General features: G+C 67.1%; 23 protein-coding genes. 10 read left to right on the top strand and 13 right to left on the bottom strand.

The genetic code is table 11. The features are described from left to right. Positions 1–68 precede the first annotated feature (68 nt). Genes KRR38_RS16235 through mgtE form a run of 3 tightly spaced genes read right to left on the bottom strand, consistent with a single transcriptional unit; the run spans position 69 to position 2,867 of the window. Positions 69–1,013 (bottom strand): zinc-binding dehydrogenase, encoded by a 945-nt coding sequence (locus KRR38_RS16235; RefSeq protein ID WP_217403510.1) that lies wholly within the window; start codon positions 1,011–1,013, stop codon positions 69–71. A 22-nt stretch (positions 1,014–1,035) separates the two neighbouring features. Next, the gene (locus tag KRR38_RS16230) at positions 1,036–1,437 is read right to left on the bottom strand and encodes a DUF1489 family protein (RefSeq protein WP_217403508.1); all 402 of its coding nucleotides are present in this window, start codon (positions 1,435–1,437) and stop codon (positions 1,036–1,038) included. Continuing rightward, a complete protein-coding gene (gene mgtE, locus KRR38_RS16225) occupies positions 1,437–2,867 on the bottom strand; it encodes a magnesium transporter (RefSeq protein ID WP_217403506.1) in 1,431 nt (476 codons plus the stop codon). The genes KRR38_RS16230 and mgtE overlap by 1 nt, the downstream gene beginning before the upstream one ends. 119 nt (positions 2,868–2,986) lie before the next feature. On the opposite strand from mgtE, the gene KRR38_RS16220 reads away from it, so the two are divergent. Further along, positions 2,987–3,442 carry a peptidylprolyl isomerase gene (locus tag KRR38_RS16220; RefSeq protein WP_217403504.1) on the top strand — a complete coding sequence of 152 codons (456 nt, stop codon included), beginning with the start codon at positions 2,987–2,989 and terminating at the stop codon, positions 3,440–3,442. Positions 3,443–3,463: 21 nt separating this feature from the next. On the opposite strand, the gene KRR38_RS16215 is transcribed toward KRR38_RS16220, so the two are convergent. Together KRR38_RS16215 and KRR38_RS16210 are read right to left on the bottom strand one after the other, a co-directional pair. Continuing rightward, a complete protein-coding gene (locus KRR38_RS16215) occupies positions 3,464–4,246 on the bottom strand; it encodes a DUF2059 domain-containing protein (protein WP_217403502.1) in 783 nt (260 codons plus the stop codon). 61 nt (positions 4,247–4,307) lie between these two features. Next, complete coding sequence (locus KRR38_RS16210) at positions 4,308–5,741, bottom strand: hypothetical protein (protein ID WP_217403500.1); 1,434 nt, start codon at positions 5,739–5,741, stop codon at positions 4,308–4,310. A 182-nt stretch (positions 5,742–5,923) separates the two neighbouring features. Between KRR38_RS16210 and KRR38_RS16205 the strand changes: the two genes are divergently transcribed. Beyond that, the gene (locus KRR38_RS16205; RefSeq protein WP_217403498.1) at positions 5,924–6,769 is read left to right on the top strand and encodes an alpha/beta fold hydrolase; all 846 of its coding nucleotides are present in this window, start codon (positions 5,924–5,926) and stop codon (positions 6,767–6,769) included. 170 nt (positions 6,770–6,939) lie between these two features. Here the strand turns inward: KRR38_RS16205 and KRR38_RS16200 are convergent, their stop codons facing one another. The 6 genes from KRR38_RS16200 to KRR38_RS16175 form a co-directional block, all read right to left on the bottom strand. Then, a complete protein-coding gene (locus KRR38_RS16200; protein ID WP_217403496.1) occupies positions 6,940–7,824 on the bottom strand; it encodes a LysR substrate-binding domain-containing protein in 885 nt (294 codons plus the stop codon). An 18-nt stretch (positions 7,825–7,842) separates the two neighbouring features. After that, the gene (locus KRR38_RS16195; RefSeq protein WP_217403494.1) at positions 7,843–8,766 is read right to left on the bottom strand and encodes a hemolysin family protein; all 924 of its coding nucleotides are present in this window, start codon (positions 8,764–8,766) and stop codon (positions 7,843–7,845) included. A gap of 23 nt (positions 8,767–8,789) precedes the next feature. Next, the gene (gene ybeY, locus KRR38_RS16190; RefSeq protein ID WP_217403492.1) at positions 8,790–9,281 is read right to left on the bottom strand and encodes an rRNA maturation RNase YbeY; all 492 of its coding nucleotides are present in this window, start codon (positions 9,279–9,281) and stop codon (positions 8,790–8,792) included. A gap of 127 nt (positions 9,282–9,408) precedes the next feature. Beyond that, positions 9,409–10,431, bottom strand: coding sequence for a PhoH family protein (locus KRR38_RS16185; protein WP_217403490.1), 1,023 nt, complete (start codon positions 10,429–10,431; stop codon positions 9,409–9,411). Between the two features lie 120 nt (positions 10,432–10,551). Further along, positions 10,552–11,889, bottom strand: a complete 1,338-nt coding sequence (miaB, locus tag KRR38_RS16180; RefSeq protein WP_217403488.1) for a tRNA (N6-isopentenyl adenosine(37)-C2)-methylthiotransferase MiaB — start codon at positions 11,887–11,889, stop codon at positions 10,552–10,554. Between the two features lie 45 nt (positions 11,890–11,934). After that, a complete protein-coding gene (locus tag KRR38_RS16175; protein ID WP_254514836.1) occupies positions 11,935–13,425 on the bottom strand; it encodes a M48 family metalloprotease in 1,491 nt (496 codons plus the stop codon). A 105-nt stretch (positions 13,426–13,530) separates the two neighbouring features. On the opposite strand from KRR38_RS16175, the gene argS reads away from it, so the two are divergent. The 8 genes from argS (at position 13,531) to tatC (ending at position 20,167) form a co-directional block, all read left to right on the top strand. Then, positions 13,531–15,276 (top strand): arginine--tRNA ligase, encoded by a 1,746-nt coding sequence (gene argS / locus KRR38_RS16170; RefSeq protein WP_217403486.1) that lies wholly within the window; start codon positions 13,531–13,533, stop codon positions 15,274–15,276. Positions 15,277–15,278: 2 nt separating this feature from the next. Continuing rightward, entirely contained in the window at positions 15,279–16,031 is a 753-nt protein-coding gene (locus KRR38_RS16165) for an SPOR domain-containing protein (protein WP_217403484.1), read from the top strand. A 101-nt stretch (positions 16,032–16,132) separates the two neighbouring features. Next, positions 16,133–17,146, top strand: coding sequence for a beta-N-acetylhexosaminidase (nagZ, locus tag KRR38_RS16160; RefSeq protein WP_217403476.1), 1,014 nt, complete (start codon positions 16,133–16,135; stop codon positions 17,144–17,146). Further along, positions 17,143–17,943 (top strand): ScpA family protein, encoded by an 801-nt coding sequence (locus tag KRR38_RS16155; protein WP_217403473.1) that lies wholly within the window; start codon positions 17,143–17,145, stop codon positions 17,941–17,943. The genes nagZ and KRR38_RS16155 overlap by 4 nt, the downstream gene beginning before the upstream one ends. Next, positions 17,943–18,599 (top strand): SMC-Scp complex subunit ScpB, encoded by a 657-nt coding sequence (gene scpB, locus KRR38_RS16150; RefSeq protein WP_217403471.1) that lies wholly within the window; start codon positions 17,943–17,945, stop codon positions 18,597–18,599. Before KRR38_RS16155 ends, scpB begins: the two co-directional genes overlap by 1 nt. 65 nt (positions 18,600–18,664) lie before the next feature. After that, positions 18,665–18,940 carry a twin-arginine translocase TatA/TatE family subunit gene (locus tag KRR38_RS16145; protein WP_217403459.1) on the top strand — a complete coding sequence of 92 codons (276 nt, stop codon included), beginning with the start codon at positions 18,665–18,667 and terminating at the stop codon, positions 18,938–18,940. A 20-nt stretch (positions 18,941–18,960) separates the two neighbouring features. Continuing rightward, on the top strand, positions 18,961–19,338 hold the full coding sequence (tatB, locus tag KRR38_RS16140; protein ID WP_217403457.1) for a Sec-independent protein translocase protein TatB: 378 nt from the start codon (positions 18,961–18,963) through the stop codon (positions 19,336–19,338). Between the two features lie 10 nt (positions 19,339–19,348). Next, positions 19,349–20,167 (top strand): twin-arginine translocase subunit TatC, encoded by an 819-nt coding sequence (gene tatC, locus KRR38_RS16135; RefSeq protein WP_217403455.1) that lies wholly within the window; start codon positions 19,349–19,351, stop codon positions 20,165–20,167. On the opposite strand, the gene KRR38_RS16130 is transcribed toward tatC, so the two are convergent. Next, positions 20,164–21,432 (bottom strand): amidohydrolase family protein, encoded by a 1,269-nt coding sequence (locus KRR38_RS16130; protein WP_217407298.1) that lies wholly within the window; start codon positions 21,430–21,432, stop codon positions 20,164–20,166. The genes tatC and KRR38_RS16130 overlap by 4 nt on opposite strands. A 96-nt stretch (positions 21,433–21,528) precedes the next feature. Next, positions 21,529–22,425 carry an NAD(P)-dependent oxidoreductase gene (locus KRR38_RS16125; RefSeq protein WP_217403453.1) on the bottom strand — a complete coding sequence of 299 codons (897 nt, stop codon included), beginning with the start codon at positions 22,423–22,425 and terminating at the stop codon, positions 21,529–21,531. Positions 22,426–22,447 lie beyond the last annotated feature (22 nt).

Below are 22,447 nucleotides of genomic sequence, written 5' to 3'. Positions count from 1 at the left end.
CCCGGCCTTGCTTGTTACCCAAGCGTTTGTTTGGGAGGCTATCGGAGGCAGTGCCCGTAGGCAACAGTTCAGTCGAGCGCGGCGACGATCCGGCCGACCACACCGCCACGTTCCAGGCGGGCAAGGCCTTCGGGAATGTCGTCGAAACCGATCGTCGTCGCCGCGATAGTCAGGTCGCCGCGCGCCATGTGGGCGATGACCGCCGCCGTGTCGCTCTTGCTGCCGCCGCCCGAGCCGCGCAGGGTCACGCCCTTGCCGATAAGCTCCATGGTCGAGATCAGCGCCTCGGTGCGGCCGAGCCCGACCTGCACGACGAGTCCGCCCGGCCGCACGGCGGCGATCGCGCCCGCGGTGGTCGTGCCGAAACCGGCGAAGTCGACGATCAGGTCGAGGCCATGTTGCGCCAGATCGCGCACGTCTTCGCCAAGGGCGACCACGCCCTGCGCCCGCGCGATATCCCAGGCCTCGCGGCGGGGCTCGGCGGCATAGACTTCGGCGCCGTTAAGAAAGGCGATGCGCGCGGCGGTCATGCCGAGCCCGCCGAGGCCGACGATCCCCACGCGCTGGCCCGGCTTGAGCTCGCCCGCGACCATCAGTGCGCTGTGCGAGGTCTGGCCGGCGTCGGTCGCGGCGGCGCCCTGCACGAAGCTGACCGTGCCGGGCAGCGGGACGAGGCAGTGCGTCGGCAGCAGGCAATGCGTCGCATAGCCACCGTCGGCATTGCGGCCCGGGCAATAGGCGATCGTGCCCGAGGCGACGACGCGATCGCCCGGAGCATAGTCGCCGACGCCTCCGCCGACCTCAATCACAATCCCGGCAATCTCGTGGCCCAGGATGATCGGCGGCTTCTTGGGCATGTAGGGCGTAAGCGTGCCGTCCATCCGGCCGACGTCGCTATGGCACAGGCCCGAGCCGCGCACCGCCAGCAGCACTTCGCCGGGGCCGGGGCGCGGCATGTCGCGCTCGATCAGTTCGAGCGGCTCGTGCGCGCCGGTGAACAGCCATCCCTTCATCGCGGTCTCTCCGCCTTTTGGTTTAGGCCAGCCCGAGCTTGGCCAGTTCGCTGAGCAGTCGCGCCGGCATCACGTCGCCTTCGCCGATCTCGCCGTCGAGGTCCGCGGGGGCGTCTTCTTCGGCAAGATAGCGCCAGCCCTGGTGCGCGCGTTTGCGCCTGGGCTGGACCGGAATCAGCCTGGGCTCCATCCGGATCCACCAGCGGCGGTCCTCGCGCTGCTCGAAGCCGATCAGCGGCGAGCGGCCGACGATGATGTGGTTGTGGATCCAGTAGAGCGAGCCGCCGACCATCTCTTCGTGGCGCTTGGGCAGGTAGCGCGTGGAGGTCCGCGCCTCGCCTTCGCTAGCTTGGCTCTCCAGCCAGGCGCGCAGCGTCGCAGGGCTTTCGGAACCGAATGCGATCTTGGTCATGCTCAACGGCATCAGGCGAGCCCCGACAGCACTGCCAGGCCGAGGAACGAGAAGAAGCCCATAACGTCGGTCGCCATGGTGACGAAAACCGCCGAGGAGACCGCAGGATCCACGTTCGCCCGGTCGAGCGCGACGGGCACGAGGATGCCGGCGAGCCCGGCAACCAGATTGTTGATCACCATGGCCGAGCCGATCACCGCGCCGAGCAGCGGATTGCCGAACATGAGCGCGGTGCCGCCGCCGATCAGCAGGCCCAGCGACAGGCCGTTGGCCATTGCGATGCGCAGTTCGCGGCCGATCATGCGCAGGGTGTTCGAATCGGTCAGCTGGTTGGTCGCCAGCGCGCGCACGACGACGGCCAGCGTCTGCGTGCCGGCATTGCCGCCCATGCCCGAGACGATCGGCATGAGTACCGCGAGTAGCGCGAAATGCGCGATCGCCCCCTGGAACAGCCCGACCACCGAGGAGGCGACGATCGCCGTGCCGAGGTTGACGACCAGCCAGGTCAGGCGCGTCTTCACGGTCAGCCGGATCGGCTCGTTGATGTCGCCGTCGCCCGCGCCCGACAGGCGCAGGATGTCCTCGCTGGCCTCTTCCTGGATGATGTGGACGACGTCATCGACGGTGATCTGGCCGACCAGCCGGCCGTCCTCGTCGACCACCGCGGCCGAGATCAGCGCATATTTCTGGAAGCGCAGCGCGACCTCTTCCTGGTCCATGCCGACCGGGATCAAGGTCTGGTCGCGCTTCATCACGTCGGACAGCGGCACGGTCCGCGGGCTGCGCAGGATCCATGAGAGCAGGCAGGTGCCGACCGGATGGTGGCGCGTGTCGACGATGAATACTTCCCAGAACTCGGTCGAGAGCTCCCTGTCGTCACGCAGGAAGTCGATCAGGTCGCCCACCGTCATGTGCTCGGGCACCGCGACGAAATCGCGGCTCATCAGGCGGCCGGCGGTTTCTTCGGGATAGGCCAGCGCGGTCTCGATCGCCGCGCGGTCCTCGGGCTCCATCTCGGCGAGGACGGCCTTCTGGTCCTCCTCGTCGAGATCCTCGATCATCGCGACGGCATCGTCCGTGTCGAGCTGCTCGGCGATGTCGGCGATGATGCCGGCGGGGATTTCCTCGAGCAGCAGCTCGCGGACGTGGTCGTTGAGCTCGGCGAAGACCTCGACGCCCATCTGGTCGTTGATCGCGCGGGCCAGCGGCAGGCGCTCGTCCTCTTCGATCAGCTCGAACAGGTCGGCGATGTCGGCTGGATGCAGCGGCTCGACCATGTCGTAGACCGCGTCGGTCTCGCCCGCTTCGAGCGCATCCTGGACGCGGCGGACGAAGTCAGGCTTCAGCCGGTTCTCCTTGTCGAGGCTCTCGCTCTCACGCGCCGCTTCGGGCGCTTCGGCGGCGTCCTCTATCAGCGTATGATCGAAGTCCTCTGGAGTCATCGGGCACGGTCTAGCCGCGGAGGAGGCAAAAGCAACCGGGGTAGGCGGGAAATGTCCATTCCGCCGCGTGACTTTGTCAGACTTGTCCCTATATGCGCCGCAAACCTGAGGAGACCATCATGGCTGACGAATACCTGAACCTCTCGCTCGATACCGGTGACGTGAAGATCAAGCTGCGCCCCGACCTGGCCCCCGGCCACGTCGAACGGATCAAGGAGCTCGTCGGTGAAGGCTTCTACGACGGCATCAAGTTCCACCGCGTGATCCCCGGCTTCATGGCGCAAGGCGGCTGCCCCAACGGCACCGGCATGGGCGGTTCGGACAAGCCGGACCTCAAGGCCGAATTCAACGCCGAGCCGCACGTCCGCGGCATCTGCTCGATGGCCCGCACCAGCGCGCCGCACTCGGCCAACAGCCAGTTCTTCATCGTGTTCGACGATGCTCGCTTCCTCGACAACCAGTACACGGTCTGGGGCCAGGTGGTCGAAGGCATGGAAAACGTCGACGCGCTGCCCAAGGGCGAGCCGCCGCGCGAGCCGGGCAAGATCGTCAAGGCGACGATCAGCGAGGGCTGACGCTTTTGCGGGTCGGGGCCGCTATTTTGCCGTGCCCCGGCCCGCGCTCTTGTCGCGGCTGAGCTCGTCCACGCTGACGCCGAGCAAGGTCGCCAGCTTCTGGCGCTCCGCGGCCGTCAGGTCTTCGAAATTGCGCGGCGGTGGCAGGCTGGCCGTAGCCTCCTTCATTCTAGCCATCATTCCGGGCATCTCCTTGATCATAGCCGGCATGATCTCTGACATCTTCGACATGACCTCCCGATCCATAAAGATAGCAAAGGAATCGGCCGCATAGGCGGTGCCGGTCGGCGTCGCGAAGAAGCGGTTAAGTTCGTCGAGCTGCTGGGCGGTGAATCGCCGGGCATAGGCCTGTGCCAGGCCGTCGCGGACCGCCGGTTCGAACTGGGTCATCAGCGGCACCAACTCACCGGTCATCGCGCGCAGGGTCAGCTGGGACCGTTCCTGATAGTGCGGATCGTAGATCGCCATCACTTCCTTGAGCGTGCCATCGCCGAGCTTGCTCACCTTGTCCTGCGAAATACCGCCCAAGGCGGCCAGCTGGCGCAGCGGCATCTTGCCCACCGTGTCCATCATCTGGTCCATCAGCCCGCTCATCTTGCCGTCCATGAGTCGGGCATAAGTTCCGGCAGGGAAGACGAAGTCGACCGTCCTACGTGCCGCCGCGAGCCGGACGGGATCGACGGGAGCCGCGGCTTGCGGAGTTGAGGTAGTCACGCGTGCGGCGGCTGTGTCCTGAGCAAGAGCAGCGACGGACCCTAGCGGCAGCGCACAGCACGTCGCTGCGGCGATCAGCATACGTTTCATCGTCGAACCCCCCTCTTCGCAGATCGCGCGCTGGATGGCGGGTCCGGTGGGCGGCGGCAAGTTAAAGTGAGTTCAAGAACCCCAAAGCTTCGGCCTGGGCGCCGGGCGTCGCCGCGCAGGTGATCTTGTCGTCGCCGCCCTGGAGTTCGCTGAAGCGCTGGATCGTCTTGTCCATGTGCAGGGTGGTTCGTCCGCAAGGGCACGGCGTGAAGTCGACCGTGATGCGGTCGCCCGAGACGATGCCGCCCCAGGCACCGTCCTGGCTGATATCGAAGAACGAGGCGCGGCCGGTCTGCACTCCCTCGCGCGGCAGCGGCTGGCCGGTCTCGCCGTCGAGCAGGATAACCGAGACCCAGGGCGGCATGTGATAGCGGTCGTGCTCACAGTCGTTCACGAAGAAGTTCTGCTCGGTCATGCCGTAGGACCCGCGCATCCGCTCGACCCCGAAGAAGCGGGCGATCTGTTCCTCGGCGTCGTCGGGCAGGATCATGCCCTTGGCCCCGCCGCCGCCGACCACCGCCGATCCCGGCGCGAAAGCCGCGCGGGCACCGGCCTCGAGGCCATTGTGGGCAATCTCGAAGAACATCGAGGTGATACCCAGCGCCATGACCTGCTTGCCGGTTAGCTGCGGCACCATTTCGGCGATGAAGGCCATCTGCAGCCTGGGCATTTCGGCCTGGAGCTTTTCCCACTCGGTGCGGCGGGCGAGCAGGCTCTCGGGCACGTCGACGCGACCGGCGTCGCCCTTGGCCTGGGCAGCGCGCAGGCGCGCGGCCATCCACATCAGGTCGGCGCTGGCCTTGTACGGCAGGGCGGTATGCAGCCGGCCGACGTCGCCCTTGCAGAACACGTCGAGGAAATAGTGCGGCAGCCGTGCAACGGTGTTGTGCCCGTCGCGGTAGAACGGGGTGAGCACGTGGTAAGGCTCGTCGAAAGCTGCCGGGGCGGGCTCGGTGCCGAAGGTCTGGGTCAGATTCATCCGCAGCATCCGCACCGAATTGCGGTAGTCGCGCTGTGACTTGGGGAAGAACGACATCGTCCCGCTCGTGCCCGACGAGGTTGCCACGTCGAGTTCGGTCGTGTCGCGCAGGCGTTCGAGCCACTGGTCGATCGACTGGCAGCCCGACACGTCGAGGCCTGACAGGTCGTAGGGAGTCAGCCGGCTTAGCCATTTGGTCAGCTGGTCGAAACGCTGCTTGGCGAGCAGCGACATCGGGTAGGACTTGTAGACGTCATGCGTGAACAGCAGCGGCGCGGCGTCCTCGATCCGGGCGAACCGCGTGATCCCTTGCGCCTGGGCAAGCTTGTCGAGCGTGACGATCTGCTCGCGCCGCTGCTCGAGCCGCAGGTTGAGCGCGGCGAGCTGCACCGCCTCCGCTTCCGCGCGCGGCAGCGAATGGGCCTGGGTCTGCGACAAGCCGAAGGCCTGCAGGGGATCGTCCATCCAGGCCAGCGCCTGGCGTTCGACGGCGGTGTCCTTGGTCATTGCGTCCATCGCACCGCTCCTCTCCGATTGGGTGCCTTTTCCGGCATCCTACGCCTGCGGGGGCGAGAGCGTCATACCCTGATCGGCAAAAGCGGGCGTTCGGGAAGGCAACCCGCTTTTGGCACTCGCCCATGCCGCCCGGGCAAGATAGCCTTCACTGTCAAACAACAGAATCGGTGAGAGGAACCGCCATGGCAAGGATCGACGTCAACGGATTGAGCATCGGCTACGAGGTGATCGGTAGCGGCAGCAAGACCGCGATCATAACCCCCGGCGGTCGCTTCCCGAAGGAAACGCCGGGCGTGCGCGATCTTGCCGAGGAACTGGCGAAGCACGACTACAGGACCGTGATCTGGGATCGCCCGAATTGCGGCGAATCCGACGTCAGCTTCGATGCGGAAAGCGAATCGATCCTCAATGCCGATACCCTGATCGGCCTGCTGAAGGCGCTCGACATGGCGCCCGCGCTGGTCATCGGCGGTTCGGCCGGGTCGCGCGTGTCGCTGCTCGCCGCGCTCCGCCATCCCGATGCCGTGCGCAAGCTGGCCGTGCTCTGGATCACCGGCGATGCCATCGGCCTTTCCGGCCTGGTAGGCGTCTATTGCGGCAGCCTGCAGACCCCGGCCAAGATCGGCGGGATGGAAGCCGTGGCCGAAGTTCCCGAAATGGCCGAGCTGATCCGGCGCAATCCGGGCAATCGCGAGCGGATCCTGTCGCAGGACGTCGAGACCTTCTGCGATACCATGCAGCGCTGGGGCGCCACTTTCCTTCCCGAACCGGGCTCGCCGGTGCCGGGGCTCCGTCCGGACGACTACAAGAAGATCGGCATGCCTGTGCTGGTGTTCCGCAGCGGCCAGTCCGACCCGCATCACCCGCGCTATACCAGTGAGCAGGTCCATGCCCTGCTGCCCAACGCCAGCCTGGCCGAGCCGCCGTGGGGCGACCGCGAGTGGATCGACCGCATGCTCGATCAGGCCGGTGGTCTGTTCAAGAGCTGGGGCCAGCTCGCGCCGCAGCTGGCGGAGTTCGATAGCTAGAGTTGATCGTCTTACCCTGACATCGTCATCCCGGACTTGATCCGGGATCCCGCTTTCTCGACCTTGCGTCCTGGCGCAATGAGCGGGACCCCGGATCAAGTCCGGGGTGACGAGCTTGGTTTTGTCAAAGGTGATCACGCTCCAAGGGGTGATCGGCCGAAAGCGGGGCGTCAGACCCCCGCCTTGACGATCCACTCGTGGAAGATCTTCACCGGCCGCGATTCGAGGTCGCGCGGGCGGCAGATGAACCAGTAGGAATAGGGGCTCTTGACGTCGACGTCGTAGAGCCGCGCCAGGCGGGTGTCGCCCGAGCGGTTGAAGTGATCGTCGTGCATGATGGCGATGCCGAGGCCCTGGGCCGCGGCCTCGAGGATCAGCTGGCCCGAATCGAAATGGTCGATCGCCGCCGGCTGCAGCCGGGTGAGGTTCATCGCCGCCTTCCAGGCATCGAAGCTATCGGGCAGGTCGTGGTGGATCAGGAAGGTCTGACGCGCCAGCTTGTCGGGATCGGGCACGTTGCCGATCTCCTTTGCCAGCGCCTGCGAGGTGATCGCATAGACGTTGTTCTGGTCGAGCTGGACCGCGTGGAAGCCGGGATCGGGTTCCTTCGACAGGATGATAGCGGCGTCGAGCGTATCGCCGACGCGCGTGTCGAGGTGCGGGCTCGTGTCGATGTCGATGTGCAGGCGCGGGTGCTGCTTGCGCAGCTCGGGCAGGCGCGGGAACAGCCGCTGGCCGCCGAACAGCGAGGGTACGCCGAGGTGCAGGCGCAGCACGCGGCCCGGATCGACCTGGGCCTCGACGGCCTCGGCCAATTCCTCGAGCTTGGGCGAGACCGCGGCGTAGAAGGCCTGGCCCTCGTCGGTCAGCTTCATCGCCTGGTGCTGGCGGGTGAACAGCCGCTTGCCGGTGAAGTCCTCGAGCGCCGCCACGCGCCGCGACAGCGCCGAGGGCGACAGGCCGAGCTCCGACGCGGCGGCCTTGGCCGAGCCAAGCCGGACCACGCGGACGAACGCTTCAAGGGCGCGCAGGGGAGGAAGGCGGCGTACAGCCAAGGGCTCAGTCCTTCGGGCTCAGTCTTCGGTGTCGTCGGTTGGGCGAGGGGGATGCAGCCGAAGCCGCGTGACATGCTTCTCGTTGCCGGCAATGACTTCGATCCGCCAGCCGCTCTCGTGATCGACGATGGTGCCGACCGGCGGCACCTGCCCGGCGAGCACGAAAGTGAGGCCGCCGAGAGTATCCACCGATTCCTCGACTTCGGCAAGCCGCGGATCGATCGTTTCGGCGATGTCTTCCAGTTCGGCGCGGGCGTCGGCTTCCCACATGCCGTTTTCCAGCGGCACGATCAGCGCTTCCGGGGCGTCGTCGTGCTCGTCCTCGATCTCGCCGATGATCTCCTCGACGAGGTCCTCGATGGTGATGATGCCGTCGGTGCCCGAATATTCGTCGATGACGATGGCCAGGTGCGTGCGGCTCGTGCGCATGTCGGCCAGCACGTCGAGCGCGCCGCGTGCCTGGGGCACGAACAGCGGCTGGCGCAGCAGCGTGGTCCAGTCCTCGGGCGGGGTGCCCTTGGCGAGGAAGGGAAACACGTCCTTGATCAGGACCATGCCGACGACTTCGTCGAGCGTGTCGCCATAGACGGGGAGGCGGCTGTGGCCATGCTCGGCAAACGCCTGGATCACCTCGTCCCAGCTCGCGCTCGAGCGGATGGCGATGATCTCGCCGCGCGGAATCGCCACGTCGTCGGCATCGTGTTCGCTGAAATGGAGGAGGTTGCGGAGCATCTGGCGCTCGATCGGCGAGAGATCGCCTTTCTTGGCGCTGCCCGTGTCGCCAGCGTCGTCCTCATGCTCGTCGATGACTTCCTCGAGCTGTGCGCGCAGCGATTGCTCGTTGTCGCCCTTGTCGAAGAAGCGCCTGATCGCGCGCCATAGCGAGTAGGTACTGTCCGGATCTCCCGACCCGGCGTCTCCGTTTCGGCCCGTCTCGGCCATTCTCTTCTCAAGCCCCTAAAGCGTCATTCCGCATCGCCATATGGGTCAGCAATGCCCAGCAGGGCAAGTGCTTTGATTTCGAGCGCTTCCATCGTGGCGGCGTCCTCGGGCGAAAGCTCGTGGTCGAGCCCGGCAAGGTGCAGCAGGCCGTGGACTACCAGATGCGTCGCATGGGCTTCGAGCGGTACGCCTTTCTCCGCCGCCTCGCGCGTGCAGGTCTCGCAGGCGAGGCTGATGTCGCCGAGCAGTTCGGGCACGCCTTCGCTGCGCAGCTCAAGCAGCTCGTCGCGGTCGAGCATGGGGAAGGACAGCACGTTGGTCGGCTTGTCCTTCTCGCGCCATTCGCGGTTGAGAGTCTGGACTTCGGCGTCGCTGGTGAACAGCAGGCTCGCCGAGAGCCGCGGGTTGGCGAGCTCGGGCGCGACTGTGAGCGCCGCTTCGGCGGCGCGCTCAGCAAGGAGCTGCCAGTCGTATCCCGCCGGCCAAGGCGCTTCTATCTCAATATCGAGTTCCATACCCGTCACCGTCGCCCCTGCGGAGGCAGGGGCCTAGATAAGCTCGCGTTTTCAACCAGCGTTGCGGTGGCACGGAGAGGTCAGTTGGACCCCTGCCTTCGCAGGGGCGACGAAAGATGGCTTGAGTTTACGCATCCTTGCCCTCGTAGGCCTCGACGATCCGCCCGACGATCGGGTGTCGGACGACGTCGGCCGAGGTGAACCGCACCACGCCGATGCCCTCGACCCCTTCGAGCCGGCGCACCGCATCGGCCAGGCCGCTCTGGGCGTCGCCGCCGGGGATGTCGACCTGCCGCGGATCGCCGCAGATCACCATGCGGCTGTTCTGGCCGAAGCGGGTGAGGAACATCTTCATCTGCGCCTGGGTGGTGTTCTGCGCCTCGTCGAGAATGACGAAGGCATCGGCCAGGGTGCGGCCGCGCATGAAGGCGATCGGCGCGATCTCGATCTCGCCGCTGGCGATGCGCCGCTCGACCTGCTCAGGCGGCATGCAGTCGTAGAGCGCGTCGTAGATCGGGCGGAGATAGGGATCGACCTTCTCCTTCATGTCGCCGGGCAGGAAGCCGAGCCGCTCGCCCGCTTCGACCGCGGGGCGCGAGAGGATCAGCCGCTGGACCGAGCCGGTGATCAGCTGCTGCACGGCCTGGGCGACCGCGAGGTAGGTCTTGCCCGTACCCGCCGGCCCCAGCGCGAAGATCATGTCCTTCGATCCCAGCGCGCGCATATAGTCGATCTGCACCGCCGAGCGCGGCACGATCGTCTTCTTGCGGGTGCGGATCATGATCGGCGGCGCGTCGTGGCTGCCGGTGATGATGCCTTCGAGCGTCGGTTCGCTCGACATGACGATCAGCGATTCGACCGCGCCCGAGTCGAGCTGGTGGCCCTGCTCGAGCCGCTGGTACATGCCCTTGAGCACGTCGCGGGCACGCGCCACCGCCTCCTCCGGGCCTTCGATCTGGATGCGATTGCCGCGGGCCGCGATGTAAACGCCCAGGCGGTTCTCGATCTGGACGAGATTGGCGTCGAACTGACCGAACAGCGCTCCCAGCAAAGTCGGTTCGTCGAACTGGACCTCCAGCCGGGCGCGTCGAGGCGATTCCGGACGAAGCTGCGCCAACTGGTCATCGGCGCGGGAGGGTTTGCGGGCCATGCGCTCCTTTCGATGTCGGGCCGTCAGCGGCCTTCGAGTCGGAGATTAGGCCTGCCATGTTGCAGCGCAAGGATAGTTGCGTCGGAGAGAAGTGGAAAAGGTTTGGGAGGCGGAAAACGCTCAGGCGCTGACGCCGATCCGCTCGACCGCCGTCAGCGACTTCGGGCCGCCCGCGGTGATCTCGACATCGAGCATCGTGCCGATCGCCACGTCGGCTTCGACGATTGCCGATTGCAGCCAGGGCGTCTTGCCGAGGACCTGGCCGGCGAACTTGCCCCGACGCTCGACCAGCACCCGGCAGTTCTTGCCGACCGTGGCCTCGTTGAACGCGAGTTGGTCGCGGTTGAGCGCGTCCTGCAAGCGCTGGAGCCGGTCGTCCATCACCTCGGCCGCGATTTGACCATCCATCGTCGCGGCGGGGGTGCCGGGGCGGGGACTGTACTTGAAGCTGAAGGCCTGAGCGTAGGCCAGGGAATCGACGAGCGCGAGCGTCTCGGCGAATTCGGCCTCTGTCTCGCCGGGGAAGCCGACGATGAAATCGCCCGACAGCGCGATGTCGGGCCGCACCGCGCGGACCTTGTCCATCAGGCGCAGGTAGCTCTCGGCCGTGTGGCTGCGGTTCATCGCCTTGAGCACGCGGTCGCTGCCCGCCTGCACCGGCAGATGGAGGAACGGCATCAGTTTCTCGACCTCGCCATGCGCGGCGATCAGGCCTTCGGTCATGTCGTTGGGATGACTGGTCATGTAGCGGATACGCTGCAGGTCCGGCAGCTTGGCGAGATCCCTGATCAGGCCGTCGAGCCCAGCGGCGCGGCCCTTGGCATCCTTGCCGCTCCAGGCGTTGACGTTCTGGCCCAGCAGCGTGATTTCGCGCGCACCAGCTTCGACCAGCCTTTCGGCCTCATCGATCAGAGCTTGCCAGGGCCGCGAGATTTCAGCGCCGCGGGTATAGGGGACGACGCAGTAGGTGCAGAACTTGTCGCAGCCTTCCTGCACGGTGAGGAAGGCGCTGGCGCCGGAACGGCGGCGCTTGGGCAGCGCGTCGAACTTGGTCTCGGCGGGCATGTCGGTATTGGTGACGCGCTTGCCGGCGCTGGCCTGGCTCAGCATCTCGGGCAGGCGGTGATAGGCCTGCGGGCCGACGACCATGCGTACCGCTGGCGCGCGGGCCATGATCTCCTCGCCCTCGGCCTGGGCGACGCAGCCGGCGACGGCGATCAGCGGGCTCGACCCGTCGTCGCGCTTCAGCCGGCCGATGTCCGAATAGACCTTCTCTGCAGCCTTCTCGCGGATGTGGCAGGTATTGAGCACGACGAGATCGGCGTCAGCGCCTTCGGCGGCGGGCGAGAGGCCCTGCTCTGCCAGCAGCTCGGCCATGCGATCGCCGTCATAGACGTTCATCTGGCAACCGAAGCTCTTGACGCGGTAGGTCTGCGGAGGCGGAGTGGCAGGAGGCATGGGCTCGGCCGATAGCCTGAAACCGGGCGCTTTTACAGGCCCGGTTTAATTGGGCGCATAGACGACCAGCTTAACCTTGGTTCCCGGCGCCAGGACGCTGTTCTCCTCCAGCCCGTTGAGCACCAGGAAGCGTTCGAGCTGGTGGTCGCCGAAGGCCATTCGCGCCGACAGCGAACGCGGCGTGTCGCCGCGCGTGACGTTGACCACGTCGATCACCCGCGGCCGCAGCGCTGCGACCTCGGCGCCGAGCATCGGCGCGAAGGAACGGATCATGCCCTGGAACGGGCCGATGCCGGTGCCCGACGGCGTGATCAGGACGAAATGATACGCCAGATCCTCGCTCCAGCGATAGGCGACCACAGTGACGTCGACCCGGTTGCGGTTGGCCGTGGCGCCGGTGGTGGCATAGGCCGTGGCCAGCCCGTTGATCGTGGTGGTTTGCACGGCGGGCAGGCTGGTCTGGCTGCCGCCGAGCGAGCCGAAGACCTTGCCGACATAGTCGCCGAGGCCCTGCGCGGTATCGGAGACGAGCCGTCCGGCGCCGAACTGCGCCTGGCCGCCGCTGCCGCTGACCGTGACCGCGTTCACCCCGTTTTCGATCGTAAAGCCTTCGGGCGCAGTGAACTTGAAGCGCAGCTCGCCGTGGCGGAACAGGCGGCCGTCGACGATGCCCTGGCGCGGATCGTCGCCATAGACCATGCCGTCGATCGCCGCGAGGTAGCGGTCGCGGCTGGGTGAGCCGGCGGGGCCGGCCTGGCGGGCGATAGCGGTGGTCCGCTGCACGCGCTCGGCGCTGAGCGGATGGCTGCGCGTCCACGAGGCCTGCTGCACCTGCGCCTGGCCTGCCACGGTTGCATCCATCGTCTCCGCCGCGCCCAGCGCCGAGAGGATGCGCGGGGCAGCATAGGGATCATAGCCGGTGGCGATCATGTAGCGCTCGCCCAGCGTGTCCGCTTCGTTTTCCTGCGCACGCGAATAGCCGAGCACCACGCCCTGGCCGACCTGGCTGGCGATCTGGCCGACCGCTTCCGAGCCGGTGAGCACTTGCGCGATCGCCGCGCCCAGCGTGCTGATCGTGCTGCGCGTCTGGCGTTTCTGCCCGTGCCGCGCGGCGACGTGGCCCATCTCGTGCCCCAGCACGAAAGCCAGCTCGTCCTCGCTGTTCATCAGCGCCAGCAGCTCGCGCGTGACATAGACATAGCCGCCCGGCACGGCGAAGGCGTTGCGCACGGGCGAGTTGAGCACGGTGACCTTGTAGACGCTGGCGGCATTGGCGACATTGGTATTGGCCGCGACCCGGCGGCCGACTCCGGCGACATAGTTGGTCAGCTTCGGGTCTGCCGCGCCGCCGAACTGTTTGACCACGTCGGGATGCTGCTGCTGCGCCTTCTGCATTTCCGCAAGCGAGATCGTCGTAACGGGAGCAGGCCGGGCGCTCGCGCGCGGCGCGGACTGGGCGAGAGCGGGGGTGATCGGTGCGGTTGCGGTCAGGAGCGACGCGGTCAGCGCCGCAAGCAGCATGGTCCTCGTCGACATTCAGGCGCTCTCCTCACCGCGCTTCATCTCCATCGCCTTATGGCACTATTACCCGCAACCGCACAAAGGTTCCCTTGAGCAGCCAAACCGGCTAACCGCGCGGCCATGGCCCAGACCGACACCGTTTACACCAGCTTCGCGCGCCGCATCGGCGCCGCATTGGACTCCCTCGAAGCCGCTGGCACGCTGCCTGCAGGGCTGAACCGCGCCGCAATCACGCTCGAGCCGCCGCGCGACACCGCGCACGGCGATCTTGCGACCAATGCCGCGATGGTCCTCGCCAAGCCCGCCGGCACCAATCCGCGCGCCCTGGCCGAGGCGATCGTCGCCGAGCTTGCCAAGCTGCCCGAAGTCACCAGCGCCGAGATCGCCGGGCCGGGCTTCATCAACCTGCGCCTGACGCCCGAGACCTGGCTGGCCGAGTTGCGCGCCATCGCCGCGCTTGGCGCCGACTATGGCCGTTCGGACGCTGGCGGCGGAACGACGGTCAACATCGAATATGTCTCGGCCAATCCAACCGGGCCGATGCACATGGGCCATTGCCGCGGCGCCGTGGTCGGCGATGCGCTGGCGACCTTGCTCGAGTTCTCCGGGCACAAGGTGATCCGCGAATACTACGTCAACGATGCCGGCGCTCAGGTCGACGTGCTCGCACGCTCGGCGCATGTACGTTACCGCGAGGCGCTGGGGCAGGAAGTTGGTGAGATCCCCGAGGGGCTCTATCCGGGCGAATACCTGATCCCCGTCGGCCAGCAGCTCGCCGCCGAGTTCGGCGACAAGTATGCGGCGGCCCCTGAGAGCGAGTGGCTGATCGCCTTTCGCACCCGTGCGGTCGCGGCGATGCTGGTGATGATCAAGCAGGATCTCGCGCTGCTCGGCATCCACCACGACCTGTTCTCGTCCGAGGCCGAGCTTCAGGCGGCGGGCAAGCCCGAGGAGGCCGAAGCCTGGCTGCGCGCGCAGGACCTCGTCTACGACGGCGTGCTCGAAGCGCCCAAGGGTAAGACTCCCGAGGACTGGGAGCCAGTGGCGCTGCCGCTGTTCCGCTCGACCAAATTTGGCGACGACCAGGACCGGCCGATCAAGAAGAGCGACGGCAACTGGACCTATTTCGGCGCGGACCTCGCCTATCACTTCCAGAAGGCCCAGAGCGCCGACGCCCTCGTCGACATCTGGGGCGCCGATCACGCGGGCACGGTCAAGCGGATCAAGGCCGCGGTTGCGGCGATGACGGGCGCAGAAGGAAAAGCGACGCCGTTCGAGGTCAAGCTTGTCCAAATGGTCCAGCTCCTGCGCAACGGCGAGCCGGTAAAGATGTCCAAGCGCTCGGGCAACTTCGTCACCCTGGCCGATGTGGTGCAGGAAGTGGGCAAGGACGTCGTCCGCTTCACCATGCTGACGCGCAAGCCCGAAGCTCAGATGGACTTCGACTTCGCCAAGGTGGTCGAAGCCTCGAAGGACAATCCCGTCTTCTACGTCCAGTATGCCAACGCCCGCGTGAACTCGACGCTGCGCAAGGCGGCGGCGGAGGGCTTCGCGCCTTCCGATGCCGACCTCGCGCTGCTTGGTGAAGAGGAACTGGAACTGGTCAAGCTGGCCGCGCAGTTCCCCCGGCTGGTCGAGGCGGCGGCTGCCGCGCGCGAGCCGCATCGCATCGCATTCTTCCTTGGCGATCTCGCCGCGGCGTTTCATGCTTACTGGAACGTCGGGAATGACCGTCCCGAAAAGCGGTTCATCGTGGCACAGAATCCGCAAGTCACTGGCGCAAGGCTTTTCCTTGCCACGGAAATCGGGCAGCTTGTCCGCAATGGCCTCGCGCTTCTCGGCGTCGAGGCGGTGGAGGAAATGTAGCCATGGCGATCGCGGGTGCGACTGGCGCGAACGGCAATGGGGCCGGCGAGCATCCGTATGTGTCAGGGCGAGAGCCCCACGTACCCGGCGAGGAACCCTGGGATGACGCGCCGCTAGAGACCGGGCGGCTCGAATTCGGCGACGACGTGCGCCTGCCCTGGCTCGAAACCGACGGCGACGAGGAAGAATACCAGACCTACAACGCCGGCCAGCTGGTCGCCCTGCTGATCCTCGGCGTGCTGGCGCTGGCGGTGATTGGCGGCGGCATCTGGTGGGCCCTGAGCCATCGCAAGAACGAGGCAATGGTCGCCGACGGCAGCGTCATTGCTGCGCCTTCGCAGCCCTACAAGGAACGGCCCAAGGACGCCGGCGGCAAGACCTTCGCCGGCACGGGCGATACGGCCTTTGCCGTCTCCGAAGGCCAGACCCGGCCGGCACGGCTGGGCGACGCCCCGGCAGCTAAGCCCGCGCCGTCGCCGAGTCCCAGTGCGAGCGCGGCCGCTGCGGAGCCGGAGGCTTCGGGCGTCGGTGTACAGGTTGCCGCCTATTCGAACCGCTCGCAGGCCGAAGCCGGCTGGACGCGGCTTTCGGGGCAGTACGAAGCTCTTTCGGGCCTCAAGCACCGCATCGTCGAAGGCAGAGCCGACATCGGCACGGTCTATCGCCTGCAGGTCCTCGCCGGCGACGTCGCCGGGGCCAATGCGCTCTGCAGCAAGCTCAAGGCGGCGGGCCTCGCCTGCCAGGTGAAGCACTGATCGGTCATCCTTCTCCGTAAGGGGGAGGAGTTCGGCGCCTATCCACACCTCCGCCTAGCCGCAGATTTGCAAAACCCGCGCGGTGCTGCGATTTTGGCGACATGACACCCGCGATCTTCGGCATTGCCGGCCTGGCGCTTTCGGCCGACGAGCGCGTGTTTTTCCGCGATGCCGATCCCGCCGGCTACATCGTCTTCGGCCGCAACGTCGCGAGCCGCGACCAGTTGCGCGCGCTGACCGACGATCTGCGCTCGATCCATGGGCGCGAGAAGACCTTCATCTGCATCGACCAGGAAGGCGGGCGCGTCGCGCGGATGAAACCGCCCGAGTGGCTGGCCTTTCCGCCGGGCGGCGTGTTCGACTCCCTCTATGACCTCGCGCCGGCCAGCGCGATCGAGGCGGCGCGGGTCAATGCCCATGCGCTCGGGCTCGATCTCGCCGAAGTCGGCATCTCGGTCGACTGTCATCCGGTGATCGACGTCCGCCAGCCCGGCGCGCACGACGTGATCGGCGACCGCGCTTTCGGTAGCGAGCCATTGCGCGTCGCGGCGCTGGGCCGCGCGGTGCTCGATGGGCTGGCGGCGGCGGGCGTCGCGGGCGTGATCAAGCACATGCCCGGCCACGGCCGCGCTGGGGCGGACAGTCACAAGGAACTGCCGACGGTCACCGCCAGCGACGCCGAGCTGGAAACCGACATCGCGCCGTTCCGCACGCTTGCCAAGGCGCCGATCGCGATGAGCGCGCATGTCCGCTTCACTGCCTGGGACGCCGACAATCCGGCGACGCAATCGCGCTTCGTGATCGAAGAGATCGTCCGCAAGCGCATCGGCTTCTCCGGTCTGTTGCTGACCGACGATCTCGACATGGAGGCGCTGTCCGACAGCGTTCCCGTCCGCGCCGCGCATGCGATCGCTGCGGGCTGCGACATTGCGCTCAACTGCTGGGCCAAGATGGACGACATGGTGGGCATCGCCGAGGCGCTCCCGGTGCTGTCGGGCGAGGCCGCGGCGCGCTTCGATCGCGCGCTCGCCGCGACCGATCCGGCCAAGGCCGACCTGGCCGCGCAGGGTGAATTGCTCGCCAAGCGCGACGCCCTGCTGGCGTTGGCCGCATGAGTGAGGCCGACCTCCAGCCCGTCCTGTTCAGCAAGGATGACGATTGGGACGGCGTTGCCACCGCACCCAGCGAGGACAGCGCGCTCTATCTCGAGCTCGATGGCTGGGAAGGGCCGCTCGACCTGCTGCTCGATCTCGCGCGGCGGCAGAAGGTCGACCTGCGGCGGATATCGATCCTCGGTCTCGTCGACCAGTACCTGCTCTATATCGAACGCGCCGAGGAACTGCGGCTGGAGCTGGCGGCCGACTACCTCGTCATGGCGGCCTGGCTCGCCTACCTCAAGTCGGCGCTGCTGCTGCCGCGCGAGGAGCAGGAGGATCCGAGTCCCGAGGAACTGGCGCTGCGCCTGCAACTGCGCCTCCAGCGGCTCGGCGCGATGCGCGAGGCGGCGGCGCGGCTGATGGCGCGCGACCGGCTGGGCCGCGACGTGTTCCAGCGCGGCGCGCCCGAAGGCCTGCGCGTCGACCGCAAGAACGCCTGGCAGTGCGAATGGTTCGACCTGATCCAGGCCTATGGTCAGGTCAAGGCGCGCACCGCGCCGGTGGTCCACATGGTCCGCGACCGCATGGTGATGACGCTCGACTCCGCGTTGGCGCGGGTGTCGTCGATGCTCGGCGTGACGCTCGACTGGATGGAACTGCGCGATTTCCTGCCCGTCCATGCCGAACCCCGGCTGGCGCGTTCGGCACTCGCTTCGAGCTTCGTCGCGGCGCTCGAACTCGCGCGGCTGGGCAAGGCCGAGTTGTCGCAGGATCATACCTTCGGCCCGCTGCGGCTGCGGCGGCCGCAGCACTGATGACCGACGACTCCACCGAGATGGACGACCTCGTCCGCGCGGTGGAAGCGACGCTGTTCGCGGCGAGCGAGCCGATGACTGCCGATGCGATCTCGACCCATCTCGGCGGCGCCTCGGTGCGCGAGGCGCTCGCCGAACTCGCCGGGCATTACGAGGGGCGCGGCGTGAACCTGGTCGAACGCGGCGGGCGCTGGCTGTTCCAGACCGCGCCCGATCTCGCGCACCTGCTGCGCCGCGAGAAGGAGGAAGTGCGCCGCCTGTCGCGCGCCGCCACCGAGGTCCTGGCGATCGTCGCCTATCATGAGCCGGTCAGCCGCGCCGAGATCGAAGCGATCCGCGGCGTGCAGACCGCCAAGGGAACGCTCGACGTGCTGCTCGAATCCGGCTGGGTGCGCATTGCCGGGCGGCGCGAAGTGCCGGGGCGGCCGGTGATCTATGCGACGACGCCAGCTTTCCTGACCCATTTCGGCCTCGAATCGCGGCGCGATCTGCCCGGCATCGATGAACTGCGCGCGGCGGGATTGCTTGATCCCGTCGATGCCGCCATGGCCCAGATGGATTTCTCGCAGGAGGGCGAAGAAACGGAATCGGCCGAAGAAACGGATTTGGAAAGCGAATCCGCTCCCGGGCTGGCAAGTGACGAGGAAAGCGCCTAGATAGGCCTCTTGAGTGGCCGGCGCGAGAATCGCGAGCGCCCCCCGCTTGTTCAGGAGTTAAGTCGATGATGGGTCTGTCGCTTCCCCACCTGCTGATCGTGGCGCTGGTGGTGCTGGTGCTGTTCGGCCGCGGCCGGATTTCGGAAATGATGGGCGATTTCGGCAAAGGCATCAAAAGCTTCAAGCAGGGTATGGCCGACGAGGAGAACAAGCCGGCCACGCCTCCGCCCGCGCAGATCGCGCCGCAAGTCGTCACGCAGGCGCCCGCCCAGCCGGCTCCCCCTCCGCAGGCGACGCTCAACGGCGAGACGGTGGTCGATACCAGCCAGACCGTGCGCTGACAGCCCGGTAAGCGCCTGCCATGTTTGATATCGGCGCGGACGAGTTTCTGCTGATTGCGGTCGTCGCGATCGTCGTGATCGGTCCCAAGGACCTGCCGCGCGCCTTGCGCGTGGCGGGGCAGTGGATCGCCAAGGTGCGGCGCGTGTCGGGCCACTTCCGCTCGGGGATCGAAACGATGATCCGCGAGGCGGAGCTTGCGGAAATGGAAGAGAAGTGGCGCAAGCAGAACGAGGCGATCATGCAGGCCCATCCTGAGATGCCGGAAATGGCGGCCGATCCCGCGCTGCCATCGCCCGCTCCGGTCCACGACGCGGCCGTCCACGATCCATTCGACCCGCCGGCCGAACCCAAGAAGCAGGAGCAGGCGGACCCGCAGCTTCCGCTGCCGCCACCGTGAGAGCCGTGTCATGGTGTTGAAGATCAGGGATATCGACGAGAGTCAGGCGCCGCTACTCGACCATCTGCTCGAGCTGCGTACGCGGCTGCTGCGCTGTATCCTGGCACTGGGCGCGGCTTTCGTCGTCTGCCTCTATTTCGCCAACGACATCTTCGGCTTCCTCGTGCGGCCGCTGACCGCGGCTTTCCCGCCGGGGCAGGGCCGTCTGGTCTATACCAAGCTCTACGAAGCCTTCTTCGTCGAGCTGAAGGTCGCGCTGTTCGCCGCCTTCTTCATCAGCTTCCCCTATATCGCGAACCAGCTCTGGGCCTTCATCGCGCCGGGGCTGTACGCCAAGGAAAAGAAGGCCTTCCTGCCGTTCCTGATCGCTACGCCGGTGCTGTTCACCAGTGGCGCGGCGCTGGCCTATTTCGTGGTGATGCCGACCGCGTTCAAATGGTTCCTCGGCTTCGAGGGTGTGCGCGGCGGCCTGAAGCTGGAAGCGCTGCCGGGCACGGGCGACTATCTCGCGCTGGTCATGCAGTTCATTCTCGCCTTCGGCATCAGCTTCCTGCTGCCGGTGCTGCTGCTGCTGCTCAACCGCGCGGGAATCGTCACGCGCCAGCAGCTCGCGGGCGCGCGGCGCTATGTCATCGTCGCGATCACGATCGTCGCGGCGGTGATCACTCCTCCCGACGTGGTTTCGCAGCTGATGCTGCTGATCCCGATGCTGTTCCTGTTCGAAGGCTCGCTGCTGGTCATGCGGCTGGGCGAGCGCAAGGCGGCGAAGGAAGCGGCGGAGGCAACGGCGCTCGAAGTGGTCGACGCCAACGCGCCGATCGTTCCCTAGCGCCCTTCGTTCGTGGACTCCGCCGTGGCGCGTTCCTTCGCCTGATAGACCAGCTTGCCGCCGACCCAGGTCTGCAGCACGCGCATGGCGCGCAGCTCGGCGGGCGTCGCCAACAGCGGGTCGCTGTCGATCAGCAGGAAGTCGGCGCGCTCGCCCTTGGTGAGCCGGCCGAAGTGCCCCTCGGCAAAGCCGGCATAGGCTGCACCCGCGGTGTAGGCGGCGAGTGCCGCTTCGCGCGTCAGCCGCTCCTGCGCCTGCCAACCGCCAAAGGGCTGGCCATCGGCCGACTGGCGCGTGATCGCGTAGCCGATGGTGGGAAAGGGCTCCACGGTGGCGCCGGGCGTGCCCGCGCCGGAGCCGAAGGCCAGCGACGCGCCGGCACCCGCCAGCGATTTCCACGCATAGGCGCTGGCCACTCGTGCCGGACCAAGCCGGGCATCGGCCACGGCGCTCCCCAGCATCGCCTGCTGCGGCTGCATCGAGGCGATCACGCCCCTGTCCTTCAAGCGCGGCAGGTCTGCGGGATCGAACGCCTCGGCCTGCTCGATCCGCCAGCGGCGGTCACCCTTGTACGTGTCGGCCATCTCGTCGAGCGCGCCGAGCACCGTATTGCTGGCCCTGTCGCCGCTGGCATCGATCGCGACCTGGAAATGGTCCATCGCCGCGCGGCTCATCAGGTTTCGCAGCTGCGTGTCGTTCAGCCGCAGCGTCACCTTGCTGGTAGGCGCATCGGCGTAAGGCACCTTCAGCGCGGCACCGCGCGAGAGCAGCGGTCCGTCGAGCGTCAGCCTGACCCCGTTGAGGCGCAGCCGGTCATCGTAGAGCCACGGCGTCTGTCCCGGCCCGCCGATCAGGATCATCGCATCGACGCCCTCGGCATAGGCCATGATGCGCAGGTTGAGCGTGCCGAGATCGCCGGCGCGGCGGTAGGTCTGCCAGTCCTCGATCGTCGTGCCCATGTCGGCGACCGCGGTGATCCCGAGCGCGAGCAGCGCCTGCTGCGCCTTGGCGAGCGCCTGGTCGCGGTCCTCGGGGCGCGGCTGGGCGTTCGGCTTGACCTCGGTCAGCAGCGAAAGGCCGAAGGGCATCAGCTGGACGTGCGAATCGATCAGCCCGGGGATGACCACGCGGCCCTTGCCGTCGACCTTGAAGTCGACCTTGCCGGGGCGTTTGTCCGAGCGCTGGAACACCTGCTCGATCCGCCCGTCGTTGCCCACCAGCAGGCCGGTGAAGTGCTCGACCTTGCCGTCGCGGTCGAGCGACATGCCGTTGACGTTGTCGATCAGCACATCCGCCAGAGCGGGAAGGGGGGGCGAGGGTGGCGAGAGCTAGGGAAAGGAACGACGCCGCTGCGAAAAATCTCACTTCTTGCCTTTCCTCGGCAATCTTCTGATCAGCGCGCTGGTATCCTCGCGGCCGCCGCCGAGCGCCTGGACGTCAGCGAAGAACTGGTCGACCAGTGCGGTGACGGGCAGCGAGACGCCCAGGCCGCGGCCTTCCTCCATCACCAGCCCGAGGTCCTTGCGCATCCAGTCGATCGCCAGGCCGAAGTCGAATTCGTCGCGGCTCATCGTGTCCCAGCGGTTGTCCATTTGCCACGATTGCGCGGCGCCGCCCGAGATCGCTTCGTAGACCTTGCCCATGTCGAGGTGCGAGGCCTGGGCGAAGCGCACGGCCTCGGCCAGCGAGCTGACGATGCCGGCGATGCAGATCTGGTTGGCCATCTTGGTTGTCTGCCCGGCGCCGGCCTTGCCGACATGGACGATGCGCGCCGAGTAGGCTTCCATCACCGGCCGTGCCGCCTCGATCGCATCGGGCCGGCCGCCGCACATCAGAGTCAGCGTGCCTTTCTCGGCGCCGATCTGCGAGCCGGTCATCGGCGCGTCGACACACCGGACCTGAAGGTCTCGCGCCTCGACCGCTATCTGGCGGGCGATGCGCGCCGAGACCGTGGTGTGATCGACGAAGATGCCGCCGCGGCCCAAGGTTGAGAACACGCCCCGCGGCCCGAGCACGACATCGGCGAGATCGTCGTCGTTGCCGACGCAGGTGATCACCATATCGGCGCCCTCCGCGGCTTCGGCGGGGCTGGTCACGGCGCGGACGGCAAGGCCCGGGTTGGCTGCCTGCCACTTGTCGAGCCTGCCCGGCGAGCGATTGTAGACGGTGAGGGCGTGGCCGGCCTGGCCGATATGCCGAGCGATCTGGCCGCCCATTACGCCGAGGCCGAGGAAGGAGACGTTACGTTTCTCGCTCATGGAAGCTGTCTAGCGGCTTTTG

The sequence above is a fragment of the Novosphingobium sp. G106 genome (assembly GCF_019075875.1).
In the GTDB taxonomy this organism is placed as follows: Bacteria; Pseudomonadota; Alphaproteobacteria; order Sphingomonadales; family Sphingomonadaceae; genus Novosphingobium.
This window is presented reverse-complemented; position numbering and strand designations above follow the sequence as displayed.